Origin of the sequence: Ferrimonas senticii DSM 18821 (genome assembly GCF_000422665.1) — a bacterium.
Taxonomy (GTDB): domain Bacteria; phylum Pseudomonadota; class Gammaproteobacteria; order Enterobacterales; family Shewanellaceae; genus Ferrimonas; species Ferrimonas senticii.
Genome location: NZ_AUGM01000007.1, coordinates 316,615 through 338,483 on the forward strand (window position 1 = coordinate 316,615; position 21,869 = coordinate 338,483).

The following is a 21,869-nucleotide window of genomic DNA, read 5'->3' on the forward strand; positions in this document are numbered from 1 at the left end:
CTGGCTCTGGCTCTGGCTCTGGCTCTGGCTCTGGCTCTGGCTCTGGCAAGAGTGTGTCCTCTTGCCCCTCGCCAGGCAACGGTTCAATCGCTGTCGACGGCTTAGGCCAAGTTGCCGCCAAAGGCTCAAGCGGCACCGTCGCCAACGACGGCAGTGGTACCGCAATTCGCTGACTGGCGGGCGCAACCGCTGACGCCAACGGCGCTTGCTGTTCCTCGGGCCAACATGCCCATAACAGCAGTGGTAGCGCCAGCACGATGCCGCCGAACAATGGCAATCGCGACAACGAGTTAGAGCGCTCGGCCGGCGGTGGCGGCATCGCTTCAGCCAACGCCACCACGGCGGCAGCACTGCCATCGCACTGCTGCAAACGTTGCTCGATATCGCGGTCAAATGCCAAACGGGTATGGCCATCGCCACCGCTAACTTGCCGATACAACTGGCTGCGCTCATTAACCGCCAGCGGCGGCACCGCCACCGGCAGCAACCGCTCGCTGAAGCGCCGCGGCAACTCTTGCTGCAATCGTCCAAGCAGCTCTGGCGCCGAAGCCAGCACTAAGGTAATACCAAGGTGACCAAGCCGTGGGTCATCCAGCAGGCTTAGCAATTCCGCCAGCACGGTGTCAGCCAGCAGGTGGGCATTATCGATCAGCAACAGCAAGCGTCCTTGCTGCTGAAAACACAATCGCTCTAAGGTTTCACCCAAGGGTTCTTCAGGATTAAACACCGCCTGTTGAAACAGTTGGCTAATCAACGATTGTCGCAACAGCGCCGGATCGGAATCCGCACGCAGCGCCACATAGGCTTGATTAAAGCCTTCCGATTGCTCGATTAAGCTGTGCAGTAAGGTGGTTTTCCCGGCGCCAGTGGCCCCGTGCAGCAACACTAAATGGTCGCCATATTCGACCAGGTAACGCAGCCGTTCAATCAGGCCACGCTGGCTAGCTAGCAGAGTAAAAGTGGGCAACTCGGACATCGGCGGCGAACGATACGGAGATCCTAAACAAACAGCTGTGCCAGTTGGTCAGTACTGACGTCGCTAACCACTTTGCTGTGACCGATGGCGGTCGGCAAAATTAGCCGAATTTGGCCATTTTGCGCTTTTTTGTCTCGCTGCATATGCGGTAAAAATTGCGTCAGCCCCATCTCTGGTGGCGGATTCAACGGCAATCCAAAGCAGGCCAGCAGCGACTCAATCCGCGCCACTTGAGCACCATCCAGCCACTGCAACTGCTGCGCTAGTTTAGCCGCGAGCACCATCCCTGTGGCCACCGCTTCACCATGCAGCCAACTGCCATAGCCTTGCTCTGCCTCGATAGCATGACCAAAGGTATGGCCTAAGTTCAGCAGCGCCCGGACACCGCGCTCGGTCTCATCTTCGGCCACCACTTCGGCTTTGATCTGGCAGCAGCGCTGGATCGCACAACTGATTGCGTCGCCATCATGCGCCAACAGTGCTCCACGATGACGCTCTAGCCAGCAGAAGAAGTCCGCATCCCAGAGGATGCCATACTTAATCACTTCAGCCATGCCGGCACTGAATTCCCGTGCAGGTAGGGTATTTAAGGTATCGATGTCCATCAGCACCAACGAGGGCTGATGAAATGCGCCGATCATGTTCTTGCCGAGTGGGTGATTAACTGCGGTTTTGCCACCGACGGAGGAGTCGACTTGGGCAAGCAAGGTGGTCGGTATTTGAATAAACGCTACCCCGCGTTGATAACTGGCAGCGGCGTAGCCGACCATATCGCCAATTACCCCGCCACCAAGCGCGACGAAGGCACAATCGCGCCCTAAGCTCAATTGCAACGCTTTGGTGTAGATAAGATTGAGGGTATCAAGCGTTTTGTGTTGCTCGCCGTCAGGTAAAACGCAGTGGTCTACCTGACAGCCACAACGCTGCAACAGGGCGGTTGCAGCATCAAGATAGAGCGGCGCCACGACATCGTTGCTGATCAGTAGCACGCGCCGCGGCAGCGATGTGTTGATTAGCGAGTCACCACAGGACAGTAACCCTGAGCCAATAAAGATGGGGTAACTGCGTTGCCCCAACTGCACATCAATCCGTTCCATCTTGGGTTCCCTTTACGTGGGAGGAAGGATTTCTTTAACTTAGAAACCCAGACGCTCGATGATGATGTTAGCCACCACCTTAGCGCTTTGATCGTCGGTGCGAACCACCAGATCCGCAACCTCTTCGTACATTGGGTTACGTTCTTCGGCCAGTTGCTCCAACACTTCACGCGGCTCATCCACTTGCAGCAGTGGGCGACGCTTGTCACGCTGAGTACGAGCAACCTGCTTATCGATGGTAGTTTCTAGGTACACCACGATGCCGCGAGCAGAGAGACGGTTACGAACCTCTTTGGACAGCACCGAGCCGCCACCTGTCGCCAGTACGATGCCCTGCTTCTCGGTCAGGTCTTCAATCACTTTCGCTTCACGTTTGCGGAAGCCTTCTTCGCCCTCGACGTCGAATACCCAAGAGATATCGGCACCGCTGCGCGCTTCGATCTCATGATCCGAGTCGAAGAACTCTAGGTGCAACTGTTGCGCGAGGTGTCTGCCAATGGTGCTTTTGCCAGCGCCCATTGGGCCAATTAGGAAAATATTTCTTTTTTCAGCCATTTCTATAGTCGAATTAGTAAAACACTAACTTAGCGACCACCGGTTCCGGCGGCGGAAAATTACCCACTTTGACGCTAATTTTGGTGGCTGATTATCGCAAGGAATCGCCAAGCAACGCAATAGACAGCGGGCGGCAATGCGCCGCCCGCCACACTGATATCACTTACTTAAAATTGATCAATCACGATCTTTGGCGTTACGAAAATCATCAGTTCAGACTTTTCGTTACGATCCGCGGTAGTGCGGAACAGCACCCCTAAGTAGGGAATATCACCCAGCAGCGGCACCTTGGTTACGGTGTTGATCTTCTGCTGCTGATAGATGCCACCCAGGACAATAGTCTCACCGTTTTTCGCCAATACCTGAGTAGCGATCCGCTGGGTATCAATTGCGGTTGCCGGGCCAGTGCCCGTTTGCACCGTTTCACCACGGGTATCCTGAGTCACGGTCAGATCCAGCACAATGCTGTTATCTGGAGTGATCTGCGGCGTTACTGTCAGGCTCAGTACCGCCTTTTTAAACTCTACCGAGGTGGCGCCACTGGAGGTGGACTCAACAAACGGGATCTCAACCCCCTGCTCAATAAAGGCGGTGTACTGATTGGCGGTGGTCAAACGTGGGCTGGCAATAATTTCCGCGTTGTTTTCACGCTCCAGTGCCGACAACTCCAAGTCCAACAAGGTGCCATCACCGAGCTTGGCCACTTGGAAGGCGATCGAGCCGGCAGGCTCGGCAACCGGCAGATTGACGTTAAGACGATCACCCAGATCTGGTGGAGTAATCGGGCCAGTAGAACCGACGTTTGAACCAGATCCCTCCAGAGAACCAGACAATCCTCCTTCGCCATCATTACCAATGTCGGTTACCCCCCAGCGCACCCCGAGCTCTTCAGCGACGCCATCACGAATGGTCACCATTCTTGACTCAATCACCACCTGCTTGATTGGCACATCCAGCACATCGACTAGCCGCTGTACATCTTGCAGACGCTCGGCGGTATCTTGCACTAACAAGATATTGGTTCGTTCATCCACCGATACCGTGCCGCGCTCTGACAGCAGAGTACCGCCTTGGCCGGACAGCAACGACGCGATGTCGGTGGCCTTGGCGTAGTTGATCTGAATGTATTCAGAGAACAGCGGCGCCACCTCTTTGGTTTCCTGCTCTTGGCGCAGTTTCTCATTCTCTTGCGCAATCAGTTCATCCCGTGGGGCTACCAATAAAATGTTGCCTTCGATGCGCTTATCAAGACCGTTGATCCGCAGGATCATCTCCAGTGCTTGATCCCAAGGCACATCGTCCAGGTTCAGGGTCAGGTTGCCAGCGACGTTATCGGTAGTCACCAAGTTGAAGTTGTTGTGATCGGCGATGATCTGCAGCACCGTCCGCACTGGAATATCTTGAAAGTTCATCGACAGCTGGCTGCCGTTAAAGATCTTGGCCGGATCGACCTTGATCTCTGGCTCGCTCACGGAGATGTAGAACTTGTCGCCCTCTTGGCGATAATCGTATTCAAACGAGCGCCCCCCCATGTCTAAACGAACTTGGCTGTTGGCGCCCTCTTGGAAGGTCTCGAAGCCGCGGACATGGGTATTAAAGTCTTCAACGTTAACCGCGTACAACAGGTCATCTTGCAACTGGGTGTTGTAGAGCGTCAGCAGCAGATCTGCCCCAATCCGTTCAAAGTTGGTGGCGGCGGACGTGCTGTTAAGATCCAACATCAATTCGCCGGCGCCGTTGTCGCCCCGATGAAACTCAATCGCTTCAATCATCGCACCACTGTCAACCGCCGCCGAAACCGCCGAGGTGTCATTCAGCACCAGATAGAACTTATCGCCCTCTAAACGCGTTTGGTACGGTGCAATCTTTTCTAGCTTGATACTGGCGGTTACGCCAGCCGCAGTGTCGCTGATCAGCACTTCTTCAACGCCATTAATGCCGACTGGAATTGAGTTCATGGTCAGCGCCGAGTCTTGATCAGCAAAGTTCAACTGGATCTGGGCCGGATCCGCTGCCAGCAGTACCTCTGGCGCGCTGTCGATTTCAGTAAAGGAAAACGCTAATTCTACTTGGTCACCAACTTGCGTTTGGTATTGCAAATCAACCAAATCACCCGCCATTACGTTCGCGGATAAGCCAAACATCACCCCGAGAGAAAGTGCACTTTGACGCAGTGTCACCACTCGATTGGAAAACCACTTATGTCCTTGCATGGTTTCTACCTTTAATCTGTCTAAATTTTTTAGTTATTGGCCATGGCCAGCTGAGTTTCACGGCGTGTCCAACAACCGCGCCCATCCGGAATCCATTCCGCGACAACCAGTTCAATCTGGCCAATTGATTCAATCTGCCCGTGGAACATACCAAGATAATCACCACGTTTTACCGAATACACGGTGCCATCGCTGCTTTGCAGCAGCGCCCAGCGTTCCTGTTGATCCGCCATAACCCCGCGCAGACGGAAGCTATCAACCCCAAAGGCTTCTAGCGGACCACGCTCCCGAGCCAAATCTGGTTGCGGGCAATCACTGCGGCCATCGCTGCTGCGCTCATCCACCCGAACGCGTTGGTACTGGAACGGGCTTCGCAAATCCGCCACGCTGTAGGGCACGACGGTAATTTCTGGCGGCTCTGGGGTTTTCTCGGTAAACACCACGGGATCGGCTTGTACTTCCGCCACATACTGCTGCAGATCGCTAACGCTGTTACCGCACCCAACCAACAACGCACTAACGCTTAGGCAAACGAATAACTTGTTCATTTCTTCGCCTCCACGTCGGTGGCCGGTTCAGCAAATCGATAGGTTTTGGCGGTTACGGTCATCGTCAACGGCGTCTCTTCACCACGCACCATAGTAAAGTCGTGCAGCGACACAATCCGCGGTAGACCCGCGACCCCAGAAGAAAACGCACCGAAGTCGTGGTAACTGCCATCGACCTTCATCTCGATCGGCATCTCGATGTAGAACTCTTTATTAACTTCAGGTTTCCAGTTCAAACTCTGGATCTCAAGACTGGCATCGGTGGCCAAATAGGTCATCGAATCGAGCAGCCCCGGCATTTCGGTGGCGGTTGGCAGCATCGTCAACAGATCTGCAAATTGCTGCTGCATTTCAGCGAGCTGCTCGCGGTAACGTGGCAGGTTGGCCGCCAGCTTGTACTTTTGCTTGTACTCGCTCTTTAGCTCGACCTCTTTGGCCTTTAAGGTATCCAACTGCTCAATCGAGTCACGGATCACCGCGTAATAACCAAGTGCCCCAATAAAACCGGCTAACACCAGTGCTAACAGCACCTTAGCTGGCGTCGGCCAAGAACCGATGTTATCGAAGTCCAGTTCACCAAGTTGTTTCATATCCATGGTTACTTGCCCCCCTTAACGATCGCCAGTTCATCTTCCACTTCCAGCGGACCATCACCGAGAGGTAGCACCACCATATCCAACTTAAAGGCGTTTTCACGCAGCTCATTGTCATCCGCAGCGACAATCTGGTGCACCCGCGGATCGGACAACCAGCGTGCACTTTCAACTTGCCGCATCATGCTTGCAAGGTGGTTGTTGGAGTCACAAAAGCCTTCAATCGAAACATTCGATCCGCGCACTGACACCTTGGTCAAATACACCCCAGGCACCATCACTCGCGCCAGTTCATTCATCACCTGTACCGGTACATGACGCTGTTGCTGTAACTGCCGGATCACGTCAATACGAGTAACCAGTTTCTTTTTCTGCTCTTTGATCTGGCGGATCTCTTTGATCTGGATATCGAGCTTTAAGATCTCCGCTTGCAGATATTGGTTACGCTCGCGCTGCTCTTGCTGCAATTGGCCGAGCCACATACTGACGCCGACCAATGCCATTACCGAAAACACCGCAACGATGCCAAGCACACCAAAGTACTGCTGTTTCTGACGAGCCCGTTGTGCCTCTCGCCAAGGCAGTAGGTTTATATGTGCCATGGTTCAAAGCTCCGTAACGCTAAGCCACAAGCCACCATATAGCGTGAAATCTCGCTACCGTAACGTTGCTGCATCACCTCTGAGGCGCGCAATCGTCCGGCAAAGGGGTTGGCAATATGGACAGGGATCCCCAACTCCTCGCTAAGCATATTGTCCAGCCCCTCAATTTGGGCGCTACCGCCACAGAGGATGATGCTATCGAGGTTTTCATATTTGCTAGAGTTAGCAAAAATCTGAATGGTGCGGCGGATCTGCTGCAAAAATTGAGTTTGAAACGGCGCTAATACTTCAAAGATGTAGTTACGCGGCAACTCGCCACTGACCTTGGCACGCTCGGCCTCTTCGTAACTCATGCCGTAATAAGAGACGATCGATTGGGTGAATTGTTCGCCGCCAAACGCTTGTTCACGGATAAACACCGTTTCGCCATCAACAATCACCGCAAAAGTGGTGATACTGGCGCCCAGATCAACCACCCCAACCACTTGGCCTACGCCGGCTCCGGGCAACTGTTCAGCCAGAAGTTTAAAGCTGCGACCTAAGGCGTAACCTTCAACGTCGATAACCCGACTTTCCAGACCGCCAGCCTCCAAAGCGTCAACCCGCGCGTCAACGTTGTCAGAGCGACAGGCCGCCAACAACACCTCGACTCGATTGTTAGCTTCATCCTTACGCAGCGATTCAAAATCGATATTGACGTCATCCAATGGATACGGAATTAAATTATCCGCCTCAATCTCGATCTGAGCTTCCAACTCCTCATCGGATAATGACGCATCCATGAAGATCACTTTGGTCATTACCGTTGAGCCAGACACCGATGCTGCGCCAAATTTGGCGCTTTTGGGCATCTGCGCTTTCACTTGTCGCATCGCGGTGGCAACCGCATTAGGATCGCGAATTTCGCGATCGACTACAGCACCCTTAGGCAATGCCACCCGGGTGATCCCTTCTAATTGATAGCCTTCGGCGTTTTCACTAAGCAGTACCGCTTTCACTTCCTGTGTGCCGATATCAACCCCCACCATTGCTGGTGTGCGGGGCTTAAACCAGTCAGCCAACATGATCATTCCTTGCCTGTTGGTTAAATTCCACTTTGTTTCGTTTTACTAACTTAACAACATTAGCACAACAAATCATTGATTATATTACGTACTCTTGTAAATAAGCGGTAGCCTTTGGGCGATCAATTTGTGCATGTATAATTGTCGCCGTTAAAACAGTTTATGAGAGCAGATTGGGTGAAGTGGATTAAACGGCTTACGATATTTATCGTACTAATGGCGATGCTTGGGGTTGCCGGCATTGTTGGTATGTACCAATGGGTCAAACCGGATCTACCTAATGTTGATTCACTGAAAACCGTGCAGTTACAAACGCCAATGCGGGTCTACAGCAGCGATGGGCTGCTGATCTCCCAATTTGGTGAAAAACGTCGTATACCAGTAACTTACGATGAAGTTCCACAACAACTCATCGACGCCATTTTGGCGACAGAAGACGCCCGCTTCTTTGAACATCGCGGCGTCGATCCTATCGGCGTAGTCCGTGCCGCCTTTGTGTTGGTGACCACCGGTCGTAAAGCACAAGGGGCATCAACCATCACCATGCAGGTGGCGCGTAACTTCTTTTTAACTCGCGAGAAGACCTACATTCGCAAAATTAAAGAGATCTTTATTGCCCTGGAAATCGAGCGCCTGCTAAGCAAACCAGAAATTCTGGAACTGTATCTAAACCGCAGCTTCTTGGGTAACCGCGCCTATGGCGTTGGCGCTGCGGCCCAAGTTTACTACGGTAAAAAGATCGACCAGCTGACATTGGCTCAGATCGCCATGATTGCGGGTCTACCGCAAGCGCCATCAGCCGCCAACCCGCTGCGCAATCCAGAGCGAGCAATCGCTCGTCGAAACGTGGTACTCGGACGCATGTTAGCGGTCAATGCGATTACCCAAGCCGAATTTGATGCCGCCAGCGCCGAACCGATCAGCGCTCGCTTCCACGGTGCCGAAATCGAATTGTACGCCCCTCACTTGGCGGAGATGGCTCGCGATGAGATGGTCGCAAAATATGGTGAAGAGGCGGCCTATACCCAAGGCTTTGATGTCTATCTAACCGTTGATTCCCAAACCCAGCTCAACGCAGAAAAGGCAGTGCTGGACAATCTGTTCGCTTACGACATGCGCCACGGCTATCGCGGCCCGCAAGCACAGTTGTGGGATGCGCAAAGCGATCCATCAACCGCGTGGAGCAGCGAACAGATCCGCAGCCACCTACAACAAAGCGCCACTCATCGCGAACTGCAAGCGGCAGTGATCACGGCGGTCGCCGACCAGTCAGCCACCGCTATTAATGCCAGCGGCGACACCATTGAACTGGCTTGGGATGGGATTAAATGGGCGCGCGAATATCGCAGTGATACTCGTCAAGGCGCCTCACCAAAAACCGCCGCAGATGTGCTTAAAGCGGGCATGCAGGTATGGTTGCGACAGCAGAACCAGCAATGGATGCTGGCGCAGATCCCAGAGGTCAGTAGCGCTTTTGTCGCCCTGAATCCTCAAGATGGGGCTATCTTGGCGCTGATCGGCGGTTACGATTTTGGTCGCAGCCAATACAACCGCGTTACCCAAGCCAAACGTCAGTTGGGTTCGAACATCAAGCCATACCTATATTCAGCGGCACTGGATAACGGCTTCACCTTAGCGACATTGGTCAATAATGCGCCGATCACCAAGTGGGATCGCAGTCAAGGCACCGCATGGCGACCACGCAATTCTCCGGATGTGTACACCGGCCCAACCCGAGTTCGCCAGGGTTTAGCGCAATCGGTCAACGTGATGGCGGTGCGCACGCTACGAGACATCGGCATCGATACCTTTATCGATCATGCGGTCAAATTTGGCTTTGATCGTAATGACCTGCCGCGCAATGAATCACTGTCACTAGGCAGCGCCTCAGCCACTCCGTTGGAAAACGTCCGAGGTTTCGCCGTATTTAAAAACGGCGGCTTCTTGGTGGATCCGTACTTTATCGCCCGCGTCGAAAACGCCGAGGGTGAACTGATTGAGCAAGCCACGCCAAAAATCGCCAGCTTGCAGTGCGAGCAAGCGTTAGCGCAACCACAACCAACAATGCAGTTGGCGGCAGACAATCTGCTTGAGCAAGCGGCCTTGGCCGAGCTAAGCGCCGCACCACAATGCGACATCGCCGCAGAACAACTGGCTCCACGGGTAATTAGCGCCGAGAACGCTTTCTTGATTGCCCAAACCATGCAATCGGTGATTTGGGGCGGAGGTGACTGGCAAGCTGGCACCGGCTGGAACGGCACCGCTTGGCGTGCTGCTCGCCTGCTGAAACGCCACGATATCGGCGGTAAAACCGGCACCACCAACGAAGCTGGCGATACCTGGTTCTCTGGTTATGCGCCGGGCATCGTCGCAACCACTTGGGTCGGCTTTGACAATCATGGGCGCAAACTCGGTCGCACCCGCTGGGACGCCAACGGTCCGCAAAACCAGATCACCGCCGGTGAATCAGGGGCCAAAACCGCAGGTCCAGCTTGGAACGACTTTATGAAGTATCAATTAGAGGGAGTCGCCGAGCAGCCGCTGGAGATCCCAGAGGGAATTGTTACCGCGCGCATCGATCGCAACAGCGGCAAGCTGTCGACCCAACTCGATGCCAGCTCGATGTTTGAATACTTTATCGATGGCACCGTGCCCACCGAGGTCGAACAGCCACGGCAACCAGAATTGCCAATCTTTGAACAAGAGGCGGAACCTGAGCTGTTCTAACGCCGTCAGCGACCAATAAAAAGACCGCTCAGTTGAGCGGTCTTTTGTTGTTTAGCTGTATTAGATGAGCAAGTATTCCATCGCCACTTCATCGCAAGCGTGCTGCCGCGGACAAGCGTCGCAGTCCTTGATCACTTTCTCTGGCAGACTGTCTTTGCTGGTGTCAGTAAAGCCCATCTTGGCGAAGAACTGTGGCACTCGAGTTAGCACAATCAAGCGCTCAAGCTCTAACTCGCGGGCACGATTAACCATAAAGTCCACCAACGCGCGACCTTGGCCATGATGCCGATGGTTGGGATCAACACCAACGCTGCGCAGCTCTGCCAATCCGGTTTCATAGATGTACAGCGAAGCGCAACCAACCACGACACCATCGACATCCGCCACCACAAAATCAAGGATATCCCGCAGGATCTGATCGCGACTGCGCGGCAAGGTATCGCCAAGCTGCGCCCAGTGGTCATTGATCGCTTTAATCTGCTCGACGTCGCTCAATTTGGCGGGACGCACCGACAGCAGTTCGGCCTTATGGGCATTTAAGCGCTCTACACTTTGCTCCAACGCCGTCGCCATCGATACAAAGCTCGGTTTATTGTGGTTATCCAGTGCCCAGGCAATCTGCACCGGCGAAGTACCGCCCATCGCTACCCGTTTGGCTAAGGTCGATTCGATAGTCAGATGCTGATAAACGTCATCGTCGATGTTTTCGCAAAACTGCTGCAGTTCGGCCAGTTCAAATTGTTCCAACGCCTTACCGGCGGCAATCGCGGCCAACACCACTTCGCCAACAACATGGTGCGCCTGGCGAAACGGCATCCCTTTGGCAACAAGATAATCGGCCAATTCAGTGGCATTGGCGTAGCCTTGTTGCGCCGCCTCAAGGGTGCGCTGCTGATTAACCTTAACCCCTTCCAGCACCAACGCGGCCATATCTAAGCACAGCAGCCAAGAATCGATGGCATCAAACAGACCCTCTTTATCCTCCTGCATATCCTTGTTGTAGGCCATCGGCAACGCCTTCATGGTGGTCAAAATTGACATCAACGCCCCATACACTCGGCCACTTTTGCCACGGATCAGCTCCAACGCATCGGGGTTTTTCTTTTGCGGCATCAATGACGAACCCGAAGTCACCGCATCCGCCAGCTCAATAAAGCCCGCTTCGCCACTGTTGTAGAAGATAAGATCTTCCGCTAACCGCGACAGGTGCATCATCGATGTGGCGGCGGCGCTGCACAGTTCAATCACATGGTCGCGATCCGAGACTGAATCCAAGCTGTTACTGGACGCACGGCTGAAACCCAGCGCCTGCGCCAACGCCAACCGATCAATATCGTAAGCGGTGCCCGCCAAAGCGCCGCTGCCCAGCGGACAGGTATCGAGCCGCTTGAGGGCGTCATTAACCCGAGTGATATCGCGTTCGATCATCTCGACGTAAGCTAAACACCAATGGCCAAAGCTGACCGGCTGCGCTCGCTGCAAGTGGGTGTAACCGGGCAGCACCGTTTTCGCTTCTCGCTGCGCCAACAGCAGCAACTGCTTTTGCACTTTCAGCAGCGCCGCCAGCACCTCGCTGCCTTGATCTTTGCACCACAGCTTTAAATCGGTTGCAACCTGATCATTACGGGAGCGGCCGGTGTGCAACTTTTTGCCCAGATCCCCCACCCGCGCAATCAACGCCGCTTCAACAAAGCTATGAATGTCTTCGGCGCCGGAACTTAGGATCTGTTCATTACTGGTGGTTTCGGCCAGTTCATGCAGCGCTCTGACTAACGAACCATGTTCCAGTTCGTTCAACACCCCAACCTGTTGCAACGCCCCAGCCCACGCAATTGAGCCGGCAATGTCTTGCTGCAACAAGCGGTAATCCACCGGCAGCGAATCGTTGAATAATTTAAACCGCTGATCGGCGGCATCGGCGAACCGACCTCCCCACAACGCCATAACTACCTCTGCTACTTGACTTGGTGATCGCTGTTAGTGGCGGCAATCCGGCTTGATAAGCTGAACAAGCGGATAAAGCCTTCGGCGTGTTTCTGGTTGTATACCTCGTCCTCTTCAAAGGTGGAGAACGCCTCCGAATACAACGAGTTGATGCTCTTTCGCTGAGTCACCGTGGCCTGTCCTTTGTACAGCTTCAGCACAATCTCGCCGGTTAACGGCTCCGCCAGACTCTGGGCCGCCGCTAGCAACGCTTTAGCCACTGGGGTAAACCAGCGACCGTCGTACAGCACATGGGAAAATTCGGTGGCGATCTGCTCGCGCAATTTAAATGCGGCCTTATCCAGCACCATGGTTTCCAAACCACGCAGCGCGGCGTTAATCACTGTGCCCCCTGGGGTTTCGTAGCAACCACGCGACTTCATCCCCACCAAGCGGTTTTCGACGATATCGATCCGGCCAACGCCGTGGGCGGCGGCAATCTCATTTAAGCTGCACAGCGCCATATAGGGGCTTTGCGCTTCGCCATTTACGGTTTTTAGCTCACCGGCAATAAACCCCAAACTGACGTATTGTGGTTGTTCTGGCGCTTGCTCGGGGGCAACGGTCCAGGTCCACACTTGCTCACTTGGCTCGCACCACGGATCTTCCAATTCACCGCCTTCATGAGAGATGTGCCAGGCGTTGGCATCACGACTGTAGATCTTCTCGGCACTGGCGCTGGTTGGGATATTTTTGCTGGCTAAGTAATTAAGCAGATCAGTACGCGATTTCATGGTCCATTCCCGCCATGGCGCAATCACCGTCAATTGTGGTGCCAGTGCCGCGTAGGTAGACTCAAACCGCACTTGGTCATTGCCTTTGCCGGTACAGCCATGGCACAGGGCATCGGCACCAATCTTCAGCGCCAATTCGACCTGCGCTTTGGCGATAATCGGCCGCGCCATTGAGGTACCCAGCAGATAGGTACCTTCATAAACCGCGCCGGTTTTCAAAATTGGGTTGACGTAGTCGGCAACAAACGCTTCTTTAAGGTCAACCACATAACAGGCTGAAGCACCAGATTGTTTGGCTTTTTGCTCAACCCCTTCTAGCTCTTCAGCGCCTTGGCCGACATCAGCGACAAACGCCACTACCTCGCAATCGTATTGCTCTTTTAGCCAAGGAATGATGGCACTGGTATCCAATCCGCCCGAGTAAGCCAAAAGCACTTTATTGATGTTGTTCATGTTAATTATCCTTTGAGTAGAGTCAGTAAGATGGCGTTTTGGATATGCATTCGATTTTCAGCTTGGTCGAAGATCAGCGACTGCGGACCGTCCATCACTTCCGAGCTGATCTCGTAGCCACGATGTGCTGGCTGACAGTGCAGCACCTGCTGAGCACCGCTAAGCGCCAGCAATTGGGCATTTATTTGGTAGGGGGCAAAGGTCGCTGTTACCTGTTCGAGCGGGGTGCTATCGCCCATCGAAACCCAGGTATCGGCGTACAAGCAGTGGCAACCCTCAAGCGCGGCAATGTCACTGGACAACAGCAACTGCCCACCGGACTGCGCTGCCAACTGTTGGCACTGCTGTACCACATGGCCATCGGGGAAATGGTTCGGCGGACACACCACCACCATCTTGGCACCCAGTTTGGCGGCGGCGATCATCAACGAATGGGTGACGTTATTGCCGTCACCGACGTACCCCAAGCGCACTTGGCTTAGATCATCATGGTGCTCAGCCAGGGTCATAAAATCCGCCAGCCCTTGGCAGGGGTGGTAGAGGTCGCTTAACGAATTAACCACTGGCACGCTGGCGTATTGCTGCAACAGTTCCAGTGTTTGATGACTGAACACCCGCGCCACAATGGCATCGCACCAGCGCGATAGATTTAGGGCAAAGTCCTGCACTGACTCCCGCTGCCCAAGTCCACCATTTTGCTGATCAAGGTAGACACAGTGACCGCCAAGCTTATTGATGCCGACGTCGAAGCTCACTCGCGTCCGCAGGCTTGGTTTTTCAAAGATCGTGGCGATGCTCTTGCCCGCCAACGCTTGCGCATAAGGGGTGTAGTCCTGCTTCAAGGTTTTGCCAAGGGCAATCAGATCCAAGATCTCGGCTTGACTGAGGTCATTGATGGTAAGTAAATGCTGCATGCTGATCCCTTTCACGCTGGGCTGATTTGAGTGCCAACTGGCTGACCTTGAACTAGGCCTTCAAGCTGTTCTGGATAACGCCAACTGGCGACCAAAACGGTGTTGTTAATCGCTTTAGCGGCGGCCAATGCGGCATCAACTTTGACCTTCATGCCGCCCTCTATGATCCCCTGCTGCACCAGTTGCTGAGCCGAAGTCGCATTCAATTGCGGGATCAGCTTGCCCTTGCCATCAAGCACCCCCGAAACATCTGACAGCAGCACCAATGGCGCGCCCAACAACTGACACAGCACCGTTGCTGCCTGATCGGCGTTAACATTTAAGCGATTACCATCGCTATCGACCGCAATGGAACTGACAATCGGCAACATCCCTTGGCTTAACAGCCATTGCGGCAAGGTGGCATCCGCCGCCGCAACCACCCCGACCATCCCCAGGTCGTCATCCAGTGGCCACGCTTCGGTCATGCCACCATCGGCCAAACACAGCCCGACCGGGGTTAATTTGCTGGCTACCGCCGCGGCGATCAGCGCGCTGTTGGCGGTGCCGCACAGGGCACCAGCAATAACTGGGATCTGTTCTGCTGGGGTTACCCGCAAACCATGGCGCTTTTCACTACTAAATCCGTGCGCTGCCAAATGTTGCTCGATCAACACCCCACCGCCGTGTACCAATAACGGCTGCCAGCCTGCGTGGTTAAGCTTGACTAAGGTGTTGAATAAACGTTCGATACCCACGTCGCACTGGAGCAACGCTCCGCCTACTTTGATAATAATTGGCTTCATGCTTGCTCCTCCTTGGCAAAACGCATAATCATGCACTGTAGCGCTTGACTGGCGGCGCCCTTCATAAGGTTGTCGATGGCGGCAGCGACCACCAACAACTGCCGCTCCGGCTGGTAGCCATACGCCAATAGGCAACGATCGCTCAGCGCGACATCATCAACCTTCGGCCACTGCCCTTGCGGCAATAGCTGCACCTTATCGCTGCAGTCATAGCAGTGATAAGCGGCGGCGATCTGCTCGGCATCAGCATGCTCGACCAGCTCGACCGTGATGGTGGCCAGGATCCCCCGTTTGAACGCCCCTAGATGCGGGGTAAACACCACCTGCTGCCCCAATTGCGATTCAATTTCCGGCTGATGGCGATGATTGAGCACGCCATAGGGACTCAGGCTGACCTGACAAAACGCGTTCGCCAATGTCGCCTTACGACCGGCACCAGAGACACCACTAACCGCGTTGATCACCGGGCGGCAGTGCGCCGCAATCAATCCTGCTTGCTTGAGCGGTTTAAGCGCCAATAACGACGCGGTTGGGTAACAGCCAGGCACGGCAACCAATTGTGCCGTGGCAATGGCATCGGCATGCCATTCTGGCAAGCCGTAAACCGCGTCGTTTAACAGCTGTGGCGAAGGATGTTCGAAGTGATAAAACTTGGGAAAAACCGCGGCATCGGCAAAACGAAAAGCACCCGAGAGATCAAACACCACCACTCCTGCAGCCAGCAGTTGCGGCACCATCGCCGCACTGACCGCATGCTCAGTAGCCAAACACACGGCATCGACCTTGTCACCAAGCGCACTAATTTGCTGCTCATCAATGCCGATTAATGGCAGATCGATAATGCCGTGCAAGTGCGGATAGAGCTGTGCCAACGGCTTGCCGAGATCGGCACTAGCGGCAGAAACAAACAGTGAATGAAGGGTAAATTGCGGCGCGGTTTGAATAAGCTGCGCCAATTGCGCTCCGGCATAGCCAGAGGCACCGATGATTGCCACCTTGGTCATATCGTCCTCGTTTTGAAGCGTGTAAGCGTGAATCGGCCCTAATCAAAGGGTCATAACTGCAGAGATAAATCGGCAGTTATCGTCGTCGCTCATGAATGCTGCAAAACAAGAAAACCATGGTCGTTGTACTCTGTATCGTTGATGGTTACACCTTAACCATCAGCAACTAACAATTCAACCTTTGTGCATATTTATTTTTATCATCTGCAGCCAATGAAAGTAAATTACGCATCCGGATTAAATTTACGATAAGCAACAGCGATAACTGCGTGGTGGAATCGAACCGTCGACTTGACCAACTGAGCAGCAAACCACAATATCCGTAGGTTAATATTTATAATAAGAGGGGATGGAACCATGCCGGACGTATACGCCCAACTGCGTTCAAATGTGCATCTATTAGGCACCATTTTAGGTGACACTATGGAAGCTGAGTTAGGCAGCGAGTTTCTCGAACGCATTGAAACTGTTCGTAAACTTTCAAAAGCTTCGCGCAGTGGCGATGAACAAGCCCGCGGCGAGTTGTTGTCCTTGCTTGGTGAACTCAAAGACGATGAGTTGGTGCCGTTCGCTAGCGCCTTTAACCAGTTTTTGAACCTGTCCAACATCGCTGAGCAGTTCCATTCCATCTCCCGCAACTGCGACGAACTGATCTGCGTTCCCGATCCGGTGGAGTTGCTGCTAAGCCGTCTGCTCCGTGGCAATCTTAAGCTGGCGCCGCAACAACTGCTGGCCGAACTGGAAAAGCTGGAAGTCGACCTGGTTCTCACCGCTCACCCAACCGAGATTACCCGCCGCACGCTGATCACCAAGTACATGGCGTTGATCGATAACCTTGGCGAGCGTGAAAACCCGCAGTTGTCAGAGCACGAACTCAAGCGCAACCAACTGCGATTACGGCAACTGGTAGCGCAGATCTGGCACACCAACGAGATGCGCTCGAAACGACCCACCCCTGTGGATGAAGCCAAATGGGGCATGGCGACCGTGGAAGCCAGCCTATGGCATGCGATCCCAGAATTTCTGCGGCAATTATCGGAACAACTGGAAGAGCAAACCGGCCAGCAACTGCCACCACACATCTCGCCAGTAAAGTTTTCCAGTTGGATGGGGGGCGACCGCGATGGCAACCCATTTGTTACCGCCAAGGTCACCCAAGAGGTGTTGCTGCGCAACCGCATCACCGCCGCCAACCTGTATATTGACGACCTCAATGTGCTGATCAGCGAACTGTCGATGAACCGCGCCAATCACGCCCTGCTCGAGGAAGTTGGCCAGCACCGTGAACCTTATCGAGCGCTGCTGCGTCAGGTTCGCGACAAGCTGTATCTGACTCAGGAATATCTGCAACAACGCCTCGAAGGTTACCAACCGAAGACCACCACCGACGAGCTAGTTTGGCAAAAGCAGGATCTATTGGCGCCGCTGCAACTGGCTTACGACAGCTTGATTGAATGCAAGATGCACCTGATCGCCAACGGGCTGCTGCTTGATACCCTGCGCCGCGTGCACGCTTTCGGTTGTACCCTGGTGCGAGTCGACATCCGTCAAAGCTCGGATCGTCATGCCGACGCCATCGCCGAGATCACTCGGCATCTGGGTCTTGGTGACTACGCCCACTGGCAAGAGCAAGAGAAGCAGAGCTTCCTACTGAATGAATTGGCCAGTAAGCGACCACTTCTACCACACGGCTGGCAAGCCAGCGACGACACCCAAGAGGTGCTCGATACCTGCCGGATGATCGCCCAGCAAAGCCCAGAATCTCTGGGTCCATACGTGATCTCAATGGCCACCGCGCCATCGGATGTGCTCGCCGTCGCGCTGCTGCTTAAAGAGTGTGGCTGTCCATTTGTAATGCCAATTGTGCCGCTGTTCGAAACCCTATCGGATCTCGATAACGCCCCTGAAGTGATGGCGCAGCTATTCAGTGTGGATTGGTATCGCGGATATTGCCGAGGCCGTCAGCAAGTGATGATTGGCTACTCTGACTCTGCCAAAGATGCCGGCGTAATGGCCGCCTCTTGGGCACAATACCGTGCTCAAGAAGCACTAGTGAAAGTCACTCAAGACGCTGGTATCGCCCTCACCCTATTCCATGGACGCGGTGGCAGTATTGGTCGCGGTGGCGGCCCTGCTCACGAAGCGATTTTGTCTCAGCCTCCGGGCTCGGTTGATAGCCGCCTGCGGGTTACCGAACAGGGCGAGATGATCCGCTTTAAGTTCGGCGTACCGAAAGTGGCGGTGCAAAGTTTGGCGCTATATACCTCGGCGGTATTGGAAGCCACCCTGCTGCCACCACCGGTACCAAAGCCAGAATGGCGCCAACTGATGGACGAAGTAGCCGCTCACTCAGTCGAAGCCTACCGCCAGATGATCTGGCAAGAACCGGACTTTGTGCCCTATTTCCGCGCAGCCACCCCGGAACAGGAACTGGCCGCTTTGCCACTTGGCAGTCGTCCAGCCAAACGTCGCGCCGACGGTGGGGTTGAATCGCTACGGGCGATTCCGTGGATCTTCGCTTGGACCCAAAATCGCCTCAATCTGCCCGCTTGGCTTGGCGCCGGTGAAGGGCTAGCCAAGCTGCTAGAGCAAGGCAAGCAGCAACAGCTGCAGGAGATGTTCCAGCACTGGCCACTGTTCCGCACCCGTATTTCGATGCTAGAGATGGTGTACGCCAAAGCCGAACCGAATCTGGCCCGCTACTATGAGCAACTGCTAGTGAAGCCGGAGCTGCATCACCTTGGGGCAGAACTGCGCCAGCGTCTGCAACTGGGGATTGAATGTGTATTGCAGCTGACTCAATCCGAGGGTCTAATGGACAGCACACCGTGGAGCAAAGAGTCGGTGGCACTGCGTCACCCCTACATTGATCCACTTAACTTCCTGCAGGCCGAGCTACTGCGCCGAGTTCGTAACGAACAAGACAGCGAGCAGCTACGCCAAGCACTGATGCTGACCATCGCTGGTATCGCTGCGGGCCTGCGTAACACCGGGTAACCAATGAAACCACTGCGTTTATTGGTCGTTGCTGCCAGCACTCTGCTGGCAGCCTGTTCGACCACCTACAGCGTCACCGAAGCGGAGCTAGAGGGCTACCTTAACCAGCAACTGCGCAAGCAGCACGATGCGGTTCAGAGTAAAGCCCCTCTAGGAGCCAGCTTTGTGTTGGGCGACACCTCGGTCAAAATTGGTGCCGACAGCGACAAGGTAGCGGTGACCAGTAGTGCGCGAGTGCAGCTGGATACGCCAATCATTCCGCTGCGGGCTGGGTTAAGTCTTGAATTTAAGGCCAAGCCCTACTACGACCCCGTAGAGCAAGCGATCTACCTGCGTGACGTCGAGCTAAGTACCGTTGAGGCCTCGCCCAAACAGGTAGAAGCGCTGCTCAAACCGCTAGGGCAGCAAACCAGCCAATGGCTTAGCCTGATATTACAAAGCCAACCGGTTTACACCCTAGATCAAAACGACTGGCGGCAAGAGCTGATTGGCCAGTTTGGTCGCGAAATTAAGGTCAAACCGGGCAAGCTTGAGTTCATTCTCAAGCCCTAACCCGGTCACTTCGCTATATCTCTAACTGGTCGATGCGCGGCAGATAACCGTAATCGGCCAAAACCCTCTCCCCGCGCAGATGGCGACGTACCATATCCAGTGCAATGGTTGCCGCAAATCGACGCACTCCATTGCGACCTAAACGAGCCGCATTAAATTGCAGGGTTTGCGCAACACAACCGCCTTCATACGCCAGCGCGAAGCACACGGTACCGGCCGGTTTATCTGCGCTGCCACCATCAGGGCCAGCGATGCCACTGACGCTGATCGCCAAGTCAGTTTCACTGCGATATCTTGCCCCTTGGGCCATCTCAATCACCGTCTGCAGTGATACCGCACCGTGCTCGGTTAATGTCACTGCAGATACCCCCAGCTTGCGCTGTTTGGCTTGGTTGCTGTAGGTAACGTAGCCGCCATCAAGGTAAGCTGAACTGCCCGCCAGATCGACTAAGTTACTGGCAACTAGACCACCAGTGCACGATTCCGCCGTAGTCAGTGTTCGCTTACTCTCTAGCAATTGCTGATGCACCACCTCAGCAACGCTGTACGCATTATCGCCAAGCCAACTGTCACCCAGCGCTTGGCGCACGTCCGTCAGTAATCGTTGCCATGCCATCTGCTCAACCTGTCGACGTTGCAACAGTTTAATTTCGATGTAAGGCATAGACGCCCGATAGCCCAGTTCGACGCCTGCAGGAATGGTGATGTGTTTAAGGGAATCCGCTAAGGTTGACTCACCTTGGCCGGTCGTCAACATGCGGTAAAGCTGTGCTGGGGTTTCAATGGCATATTCGGCCGTCAGCCACGGCAAAATCTGCTGTTCAATCATGGTTTTCAATTCGTGCGGCGGACCTGGGGTAAACACAAACCAGGTCCCTCGCCACTGCACCCGAAAACCACAAGCGGTGCCAACCGGATTGTCGATCATTACCGCGCCTTCCGGTAACAATGCCTGCTTGCGGTTATTGGCGGTCATTACTCGACCATTGCGGCTGAACCACGCTTCGATGGTATCGAGCCACGGCTGGTTTAATACCTGTTCCACCCCCATGGCCGTTGCCATCGCCAAACTAGAGAGATCATCCTCGGTGGGCCCTAAACCGCCATTAACCAGCACCACATCAGCGACTCCGGCTCGGCTCTGAAAAGCCGCTATAAGATCTGCCATTCGATCACCGATGGTCAATCGAGAATGCAGCTCTAAACCCGCTTCGAGTAAGCGTTGCCCGATCCACGCCCCGTTGGTATCCACAATTTGTCCCGACAACACCTCTTCGCCGGTACACAACATCTCGATCCGCATCACTATCCCTATCTCGTTACCTCAATGGCCAAAGCATAACTACGTGCCGTTCGATTGGATAGCGCAAAGCAACAAACAGTTGGTAAGGGATATGAAGGAAAAATTCATCATGCGAAAAAGCCCTGTTCCGAAGGACAGGGCTTTCTCTAAAAGGTGCTTGGCGGTGACCAAGACTCACATGGACGATGCCATCACTGCCATACGACCATCGACGCAACGGCGTTTCACTTCGCAGCACTTGGCATAGCGGCAAGGGAGCAGGCTTGTTGGCTGCAACCCATGATGTTTTTGCCAAACTAAAAATGCGAAAAAGCCCTGTTCTTTCGAACAGGGCTTTTTCTAAATGGCGCTTGGCGGTGACCTACTCTCACATGGGAACTCCCACACTACCATCGGCGCAACTGCGTTTCACTTCTGAGTTCGGCAAGGGATCAGGTGGGGCCACAGCGCTATTGCCACCAAGCAATAACTGGTATCTGACGATGACCTACTCTCACATGGACTCTCTATTAGAGCTTGGCCCACACTACCATCGGCGCAACGGCGTTCCACTTCTTGGGCTTAGCAAAGAGTGGCATGGGACCCTTTGGGGCCAAAGCGCTATTGTCATCAGACAAAAACTGAATTTGGATTAAGCTGACTTTCTCAGTCAATTTTCTTACAAGGACTTAGATATCCGAGCAAAACCATTTTGGTGTTGTATGGTTAAGCCTCACGGGTCATTAGTACAGGTTAGCTCAACGCCTCACAACGCTTACACACCCTGCCT

At 54.2% G+C, this 21,869-nt stretch carries 17 protein-coding genes and 1 rRNA gene; 3 read left to right on the forward strand and 15 right to left on the reverse strand.

Annotated features, from left to right (window positions below):
* The 8 genes from G506_RS0106905 to G506_RS0106940 form a co-directional block, all read right to left on the reverse strand.
* On the reverse strand, positions 1 to 976 hold a 976-nt coding region (locus tag G506_RS0106905), incomplete at its 3' end, for an ATP-binding protein (RefSeq protein WP_205619483.1).
* 23 nt (positions 977 to 999) lie between these two features.
* Positions 1,000 to 2,073 (reverse strand): 3-dehydroquinate synthase, encoded by a 1,074-nt coding sequence (aroB, locus tag G506_RS0106910; protein ID WP_028116226.1) that lies wholly within the window; start codon positions 2,071 to 2,073, stop codon positions 1,000 to 1,002.
* A gap of 39 nt (positions 2,074 to 2,112) precedes the next feature.
* A complete protein-coding gene (gene aroK, locus G506_RS0106915; protein ID WP_028116227.1) occupies positions 2,113 to 2,628 on the reverse strand; it encodes a shikimate kinase AroK in 516 nt (171 codons plus the stop codon).
* Between the two features lie 167 nt (positions 2,629 to 2,795).
* On the reverse strand, positions 2,796 to 4,841 hold the full coding sequence (locus tag G506_RS0106920; protein WP_028116228.1) for a type IV pilus secretin PilQ: 2,046 nt from the start codon (positions 4,839 to 4,841) through the stop codon (positions 2,796 to 2,798).
* Positions 4,842 to 4,870: 29 nt separating this feature from the next.
* A complete protein-coding gene (locus tag G506_RS19105) occupies positions 4,871 to 5,389 on the reverse strand; it encodes a pilus assembly protein PilP (RefSeq protein WP_051201965.1) in 519 nt (172 codons plus the stop codon).
* Positions 5,386 to 5,985 carry a type IV pilus inner membrane component PilO gene (locus G506_RS0106930; protein ID WP_028116229.1) on the reverse strand — a complete coding sequence of 200 codons (600 nt, stop codon included), beginning with the start codon at positions 5,983 to 5,985 and terminating at the stop codon, positions 5,386 to 5,388. The genes G506_RS19105 and G506_RS0106930 overlap by 4 nt, the downstream gene beginning before the upstream one ends.
* 2 nt (positions 5,986 to 5,987) lie before the next feature.
* Positions 5,988 to 6,584, reverse strand: a complete 597-nt coding sequence (locus tag G506_RS0106935; RefSeq protein WP_028116230.1) for a PilN domain-containing protein — start codon at positions 6,582 to 6,584, stop codon at positions 5,988 to 5,990.
* Positions 6,572 to 7,648 carry a pilus assembly protein PilM gene (locus G506_RS0106940; protein ID WP_028116231.1) on the reverse strand — a complete coding sequence of 359 codons (1,077 nt, stop codon included), beginning with the start codon at positions 7,646 to 7,648 and terminating at the stop codon, positions 6,572 to 6,574. The genes G506_RS0106935 and G506_RS0106940 overlap by 13 nt, the downstream gene beginning before the upstream one ends.
* A gap of 177 nt (positions 7,649 to 7,825) precedes the next feature.
* Between G506_RS0106940 and G506_RS0106945 the strand changes: the two genes are divergently transcribed.
* Complete coding sequence (locus G506_RS0106945; protein WP_035387096.1) at positions 7,826 to 10,375, forward strand: penicillin-binding protein 1A; 2,550 nt, start codon at positions 7,826 to 7,828, stop codon at positions 10,373 to 10,375.
* Positions 10,376 to 10,435: 60 nt separating this feature from the next.
* Here the strand turns inward: G506_RS0106945 and argH are convergent, their stop codons facing one another.
* Genes argH through argC form a run of 5 tightly spaced genes read right to left on the reverse strand, consistent with a single transcriptional unit; the run spans position 10,436 to position 16,248 of the window.
* Entirely contained in the window at positions 10,436 to 12,319 is a 1,884-nt protein-coding gene (gene argH, locus G506_RS0106950; protein ID WP_028116233.1) for an argininosuccinate lyase, read from the reverse strand.
* Positions 12,320 to 12,330: 11 nt separating this feature from the next.
* Positions 12,331 to 13,545: an argininosuccinate synthase gene (locus G506_RS0106955; protein ID WP_028116234.1), complete on the reverse strand. Its 1,215-nt coding sequence runs from the start codon at positions 13,543 to 13,545 to the stop codon at positions 12,331 to 12,333.
* Positions 13,546 to 13,550: 5 nt separating this feature from the next.
* Entirely contained in the window at positions 13,551 to 14,459 is a 909-nt protein-coding gene (locus tag G506_RS0106960) for an ornithine carbamoyltransferase (protein WP_028116235.1), read from the reverse strand.
* 11 nt (positions 14,460 to 14,470) lie between these two features.
* Positions 14,471 to 15,244 carry an acetylglutamate kinase gene (argB, locus tag G506_RS0106965; RefSeq protein WP_028116236.1) on the reverse strand — a complete coding sequence of 258 codons (774 nt, stop codon included), beginning with the start codon at positions 15,242 to 15,244 and terminating at the stop codon, positions 14,471 to 14,473.
* The gene (argC, locus tag G506_RS0106970) at positions 15,241 to 16,248 is read right to left on the reverse strand and encodes an N-acetyl-gamma-glutamyl-phosphate reductase (protein ID WP_028116237.1); all 1,008 of its coding nucleotides are present in this window, start codon (positions 16,246 to 16,248) and stop codon (positions 15,241 to 15,243) included. The genes argB and argC overlap by 4 nt, the downstream gene beginning before the upstream one ends.
* Before the next feature lie 357 nt (positions 16,249 to 16,605).
* On the opposite strand from argC, the gene ppc reads away from it, so the two are divergent.
* Together ppc and G506_RS0106980 are read left to right on the forward strand one after the other, a co-directional pair.
* Positions 16,606 to 19,245 (forward strand): phosphoenolpyruvate carboxylase, encoded by a 2,640-nt coding sequence (gene ppc / locus G506_RS0106975; protein WP_028116238.1) that lies wholly within the window; start codon positions 16,606 to 16,608, stop codon positions 19,243 to 19,245.
* A gap of 3 nt (positions 19,246 to 19,248) precedes the next feature.
* Complete coding sequence (locus tag G506_RS0106980) at positions 19,249 to 19,797, forward strand: YceB family lipoprotein (RefSeq protein ID WP_028116239.1); 549 nt, start codon at positions 19,249 to 19,251, stop codon at positions 19,795 to 19,797.
* Positions 19,798 to 19,810: 13 nt separating this feature from the next.
* Here G506_RS0106980 and G506_RS0106985 read toward each other — a convergent pair whose 3' ends face one another.
* Both G506_RS0106985 and rrf read right to left on the reverse strand, forming a co-directional pair.
* Positions 19,811 to 21,100 (reverse strand): CinA family nicotinamide mononucleotide deamidase-related protein, encoded by a 1,290-nt coding sequence (locus G506_RS0106985; RefSeq protein ID WP_028116240.1) that lies wholly within the window; start codon positions 21,098 to 21,100, stop codon positions 19,811 to 19,813.
* 348 nt (positions 21,101 to 21,448) lie between these two features.
* Positions 21,449 to 21,563: ribosomal RNA gene (rrf, locus tag G506_RS0106990) — 5S ribosomal RNA — on the reverse strand.
* Positions 21,564 to 21,869 lie beyond the last annotated feature (306 nt).

Excerpts from the sequence above, each read along its gene's own strand:
- aroB (WP_028116226.1), bottom strand. The coding sequence starts at position 2,073 with ATGGAACGGATTGATGTGCAGTTGGGGCAACGCAGTTACCCCATCTTT.
- aroK (WP_028116227.1), bottom strand. The coding sequence starts at position 2,628 with ATGGCTGAAAAAAGAAATATTTTCCTAATTGGCCCAATGGGCGCTGGC.
- G506_RS0106920 (WP_028116228.1), bottom strand. The coding sequence starts at position 4,841 with ATGCAAGGACATAAGTGGTTTTCCAATCGAGTGGTGACACTGCGTCAA.
- G506_RS19105 (WP_051201965.1), bottom strand. The coding sequence starts at position 5,389 with ATGAACAAGTTATTCGTTTGCCTAAGCGTTAGTGCGTTGTTGGTTGGG.
- G506_RS0106930 (WP_028116229.1), bottom strand. The coding sequence starts at position 5,985 with ATGGATATGAAACAACTTGGTGAACTGGACTTCGATAACATCGGTTCT.
- G506_RS0106935 (WP_028116230.1), bottom strand. The coding sequence starts at position 6,584 with ATGGCACATATAAACCTACTGCCTTGGCGAGAGGCACAACGGGCTCGT.
- G506_RS0106940 (WP_028116231.1), bottom strand. The coding sequence starts at position 7,648 with ATGTTGGCTGACTGGTTTAAGCCCCGCACACCAGCAATGGTGGGGGTT.
- argH (WP_028116233.1), bottom strand. The coding sequence starts at position 12,319 with ATGGCGTTGTGGGGAGGTCGGTTCGCCGATGCCGCCGATCAGCGGTTT.
- G506_RS0106955 (WP_028116234.1), bottom strand. The coding sequence starts at position 13,545 with ATGAACAACATCAATAAAGTGCTTTTGGCTTACTCGGGCGGATTGGAT.
- G506_RS0106960 (WP_028116235.1), bottom strand. The coding sequence starts at position 14,459 with ATGCAGCATTTACTTACCATCAATGACCTCAGTCAAGCCGAGATCTTG.
- argB (WP_028116236.1), bottom strand. The coding sequence starts at position 15,244 with ATGAAGCCAATTATTATCAAAGTAGGCGGAGCGTTGCTCCAGTGCGAC.
- argC (WP_028116237.1), bottom strand. The coding sequence starts at position 16,248 with ATGACCAAGGTGGCAATCATCGGTGCCTCTGGCTATGCCGGAGCGCAA.
- ppc (WP_028116238.1), top strand. The coding sequence starts at position 16,606 with ATGCCGGACGTATACGCCCAACTGCGTTCAAATGTGCATCTATTAGGC.
- G506_RS0106980 (WP_028116239.1), top strand. The coding sequence starts at position 19,249 with ATGAAACCACTGCGTTTATTGGTCGTTGCTGCCAGCACTCTGCTGGCA.
- G506_RS0106985 (WP_028116240.1), bottom strand. The coding sequence starts at position 21,100 with ATGCGGATCGAGATGTTGTGTACCGGCGAAGAGGTGTTGTCGGGACAA.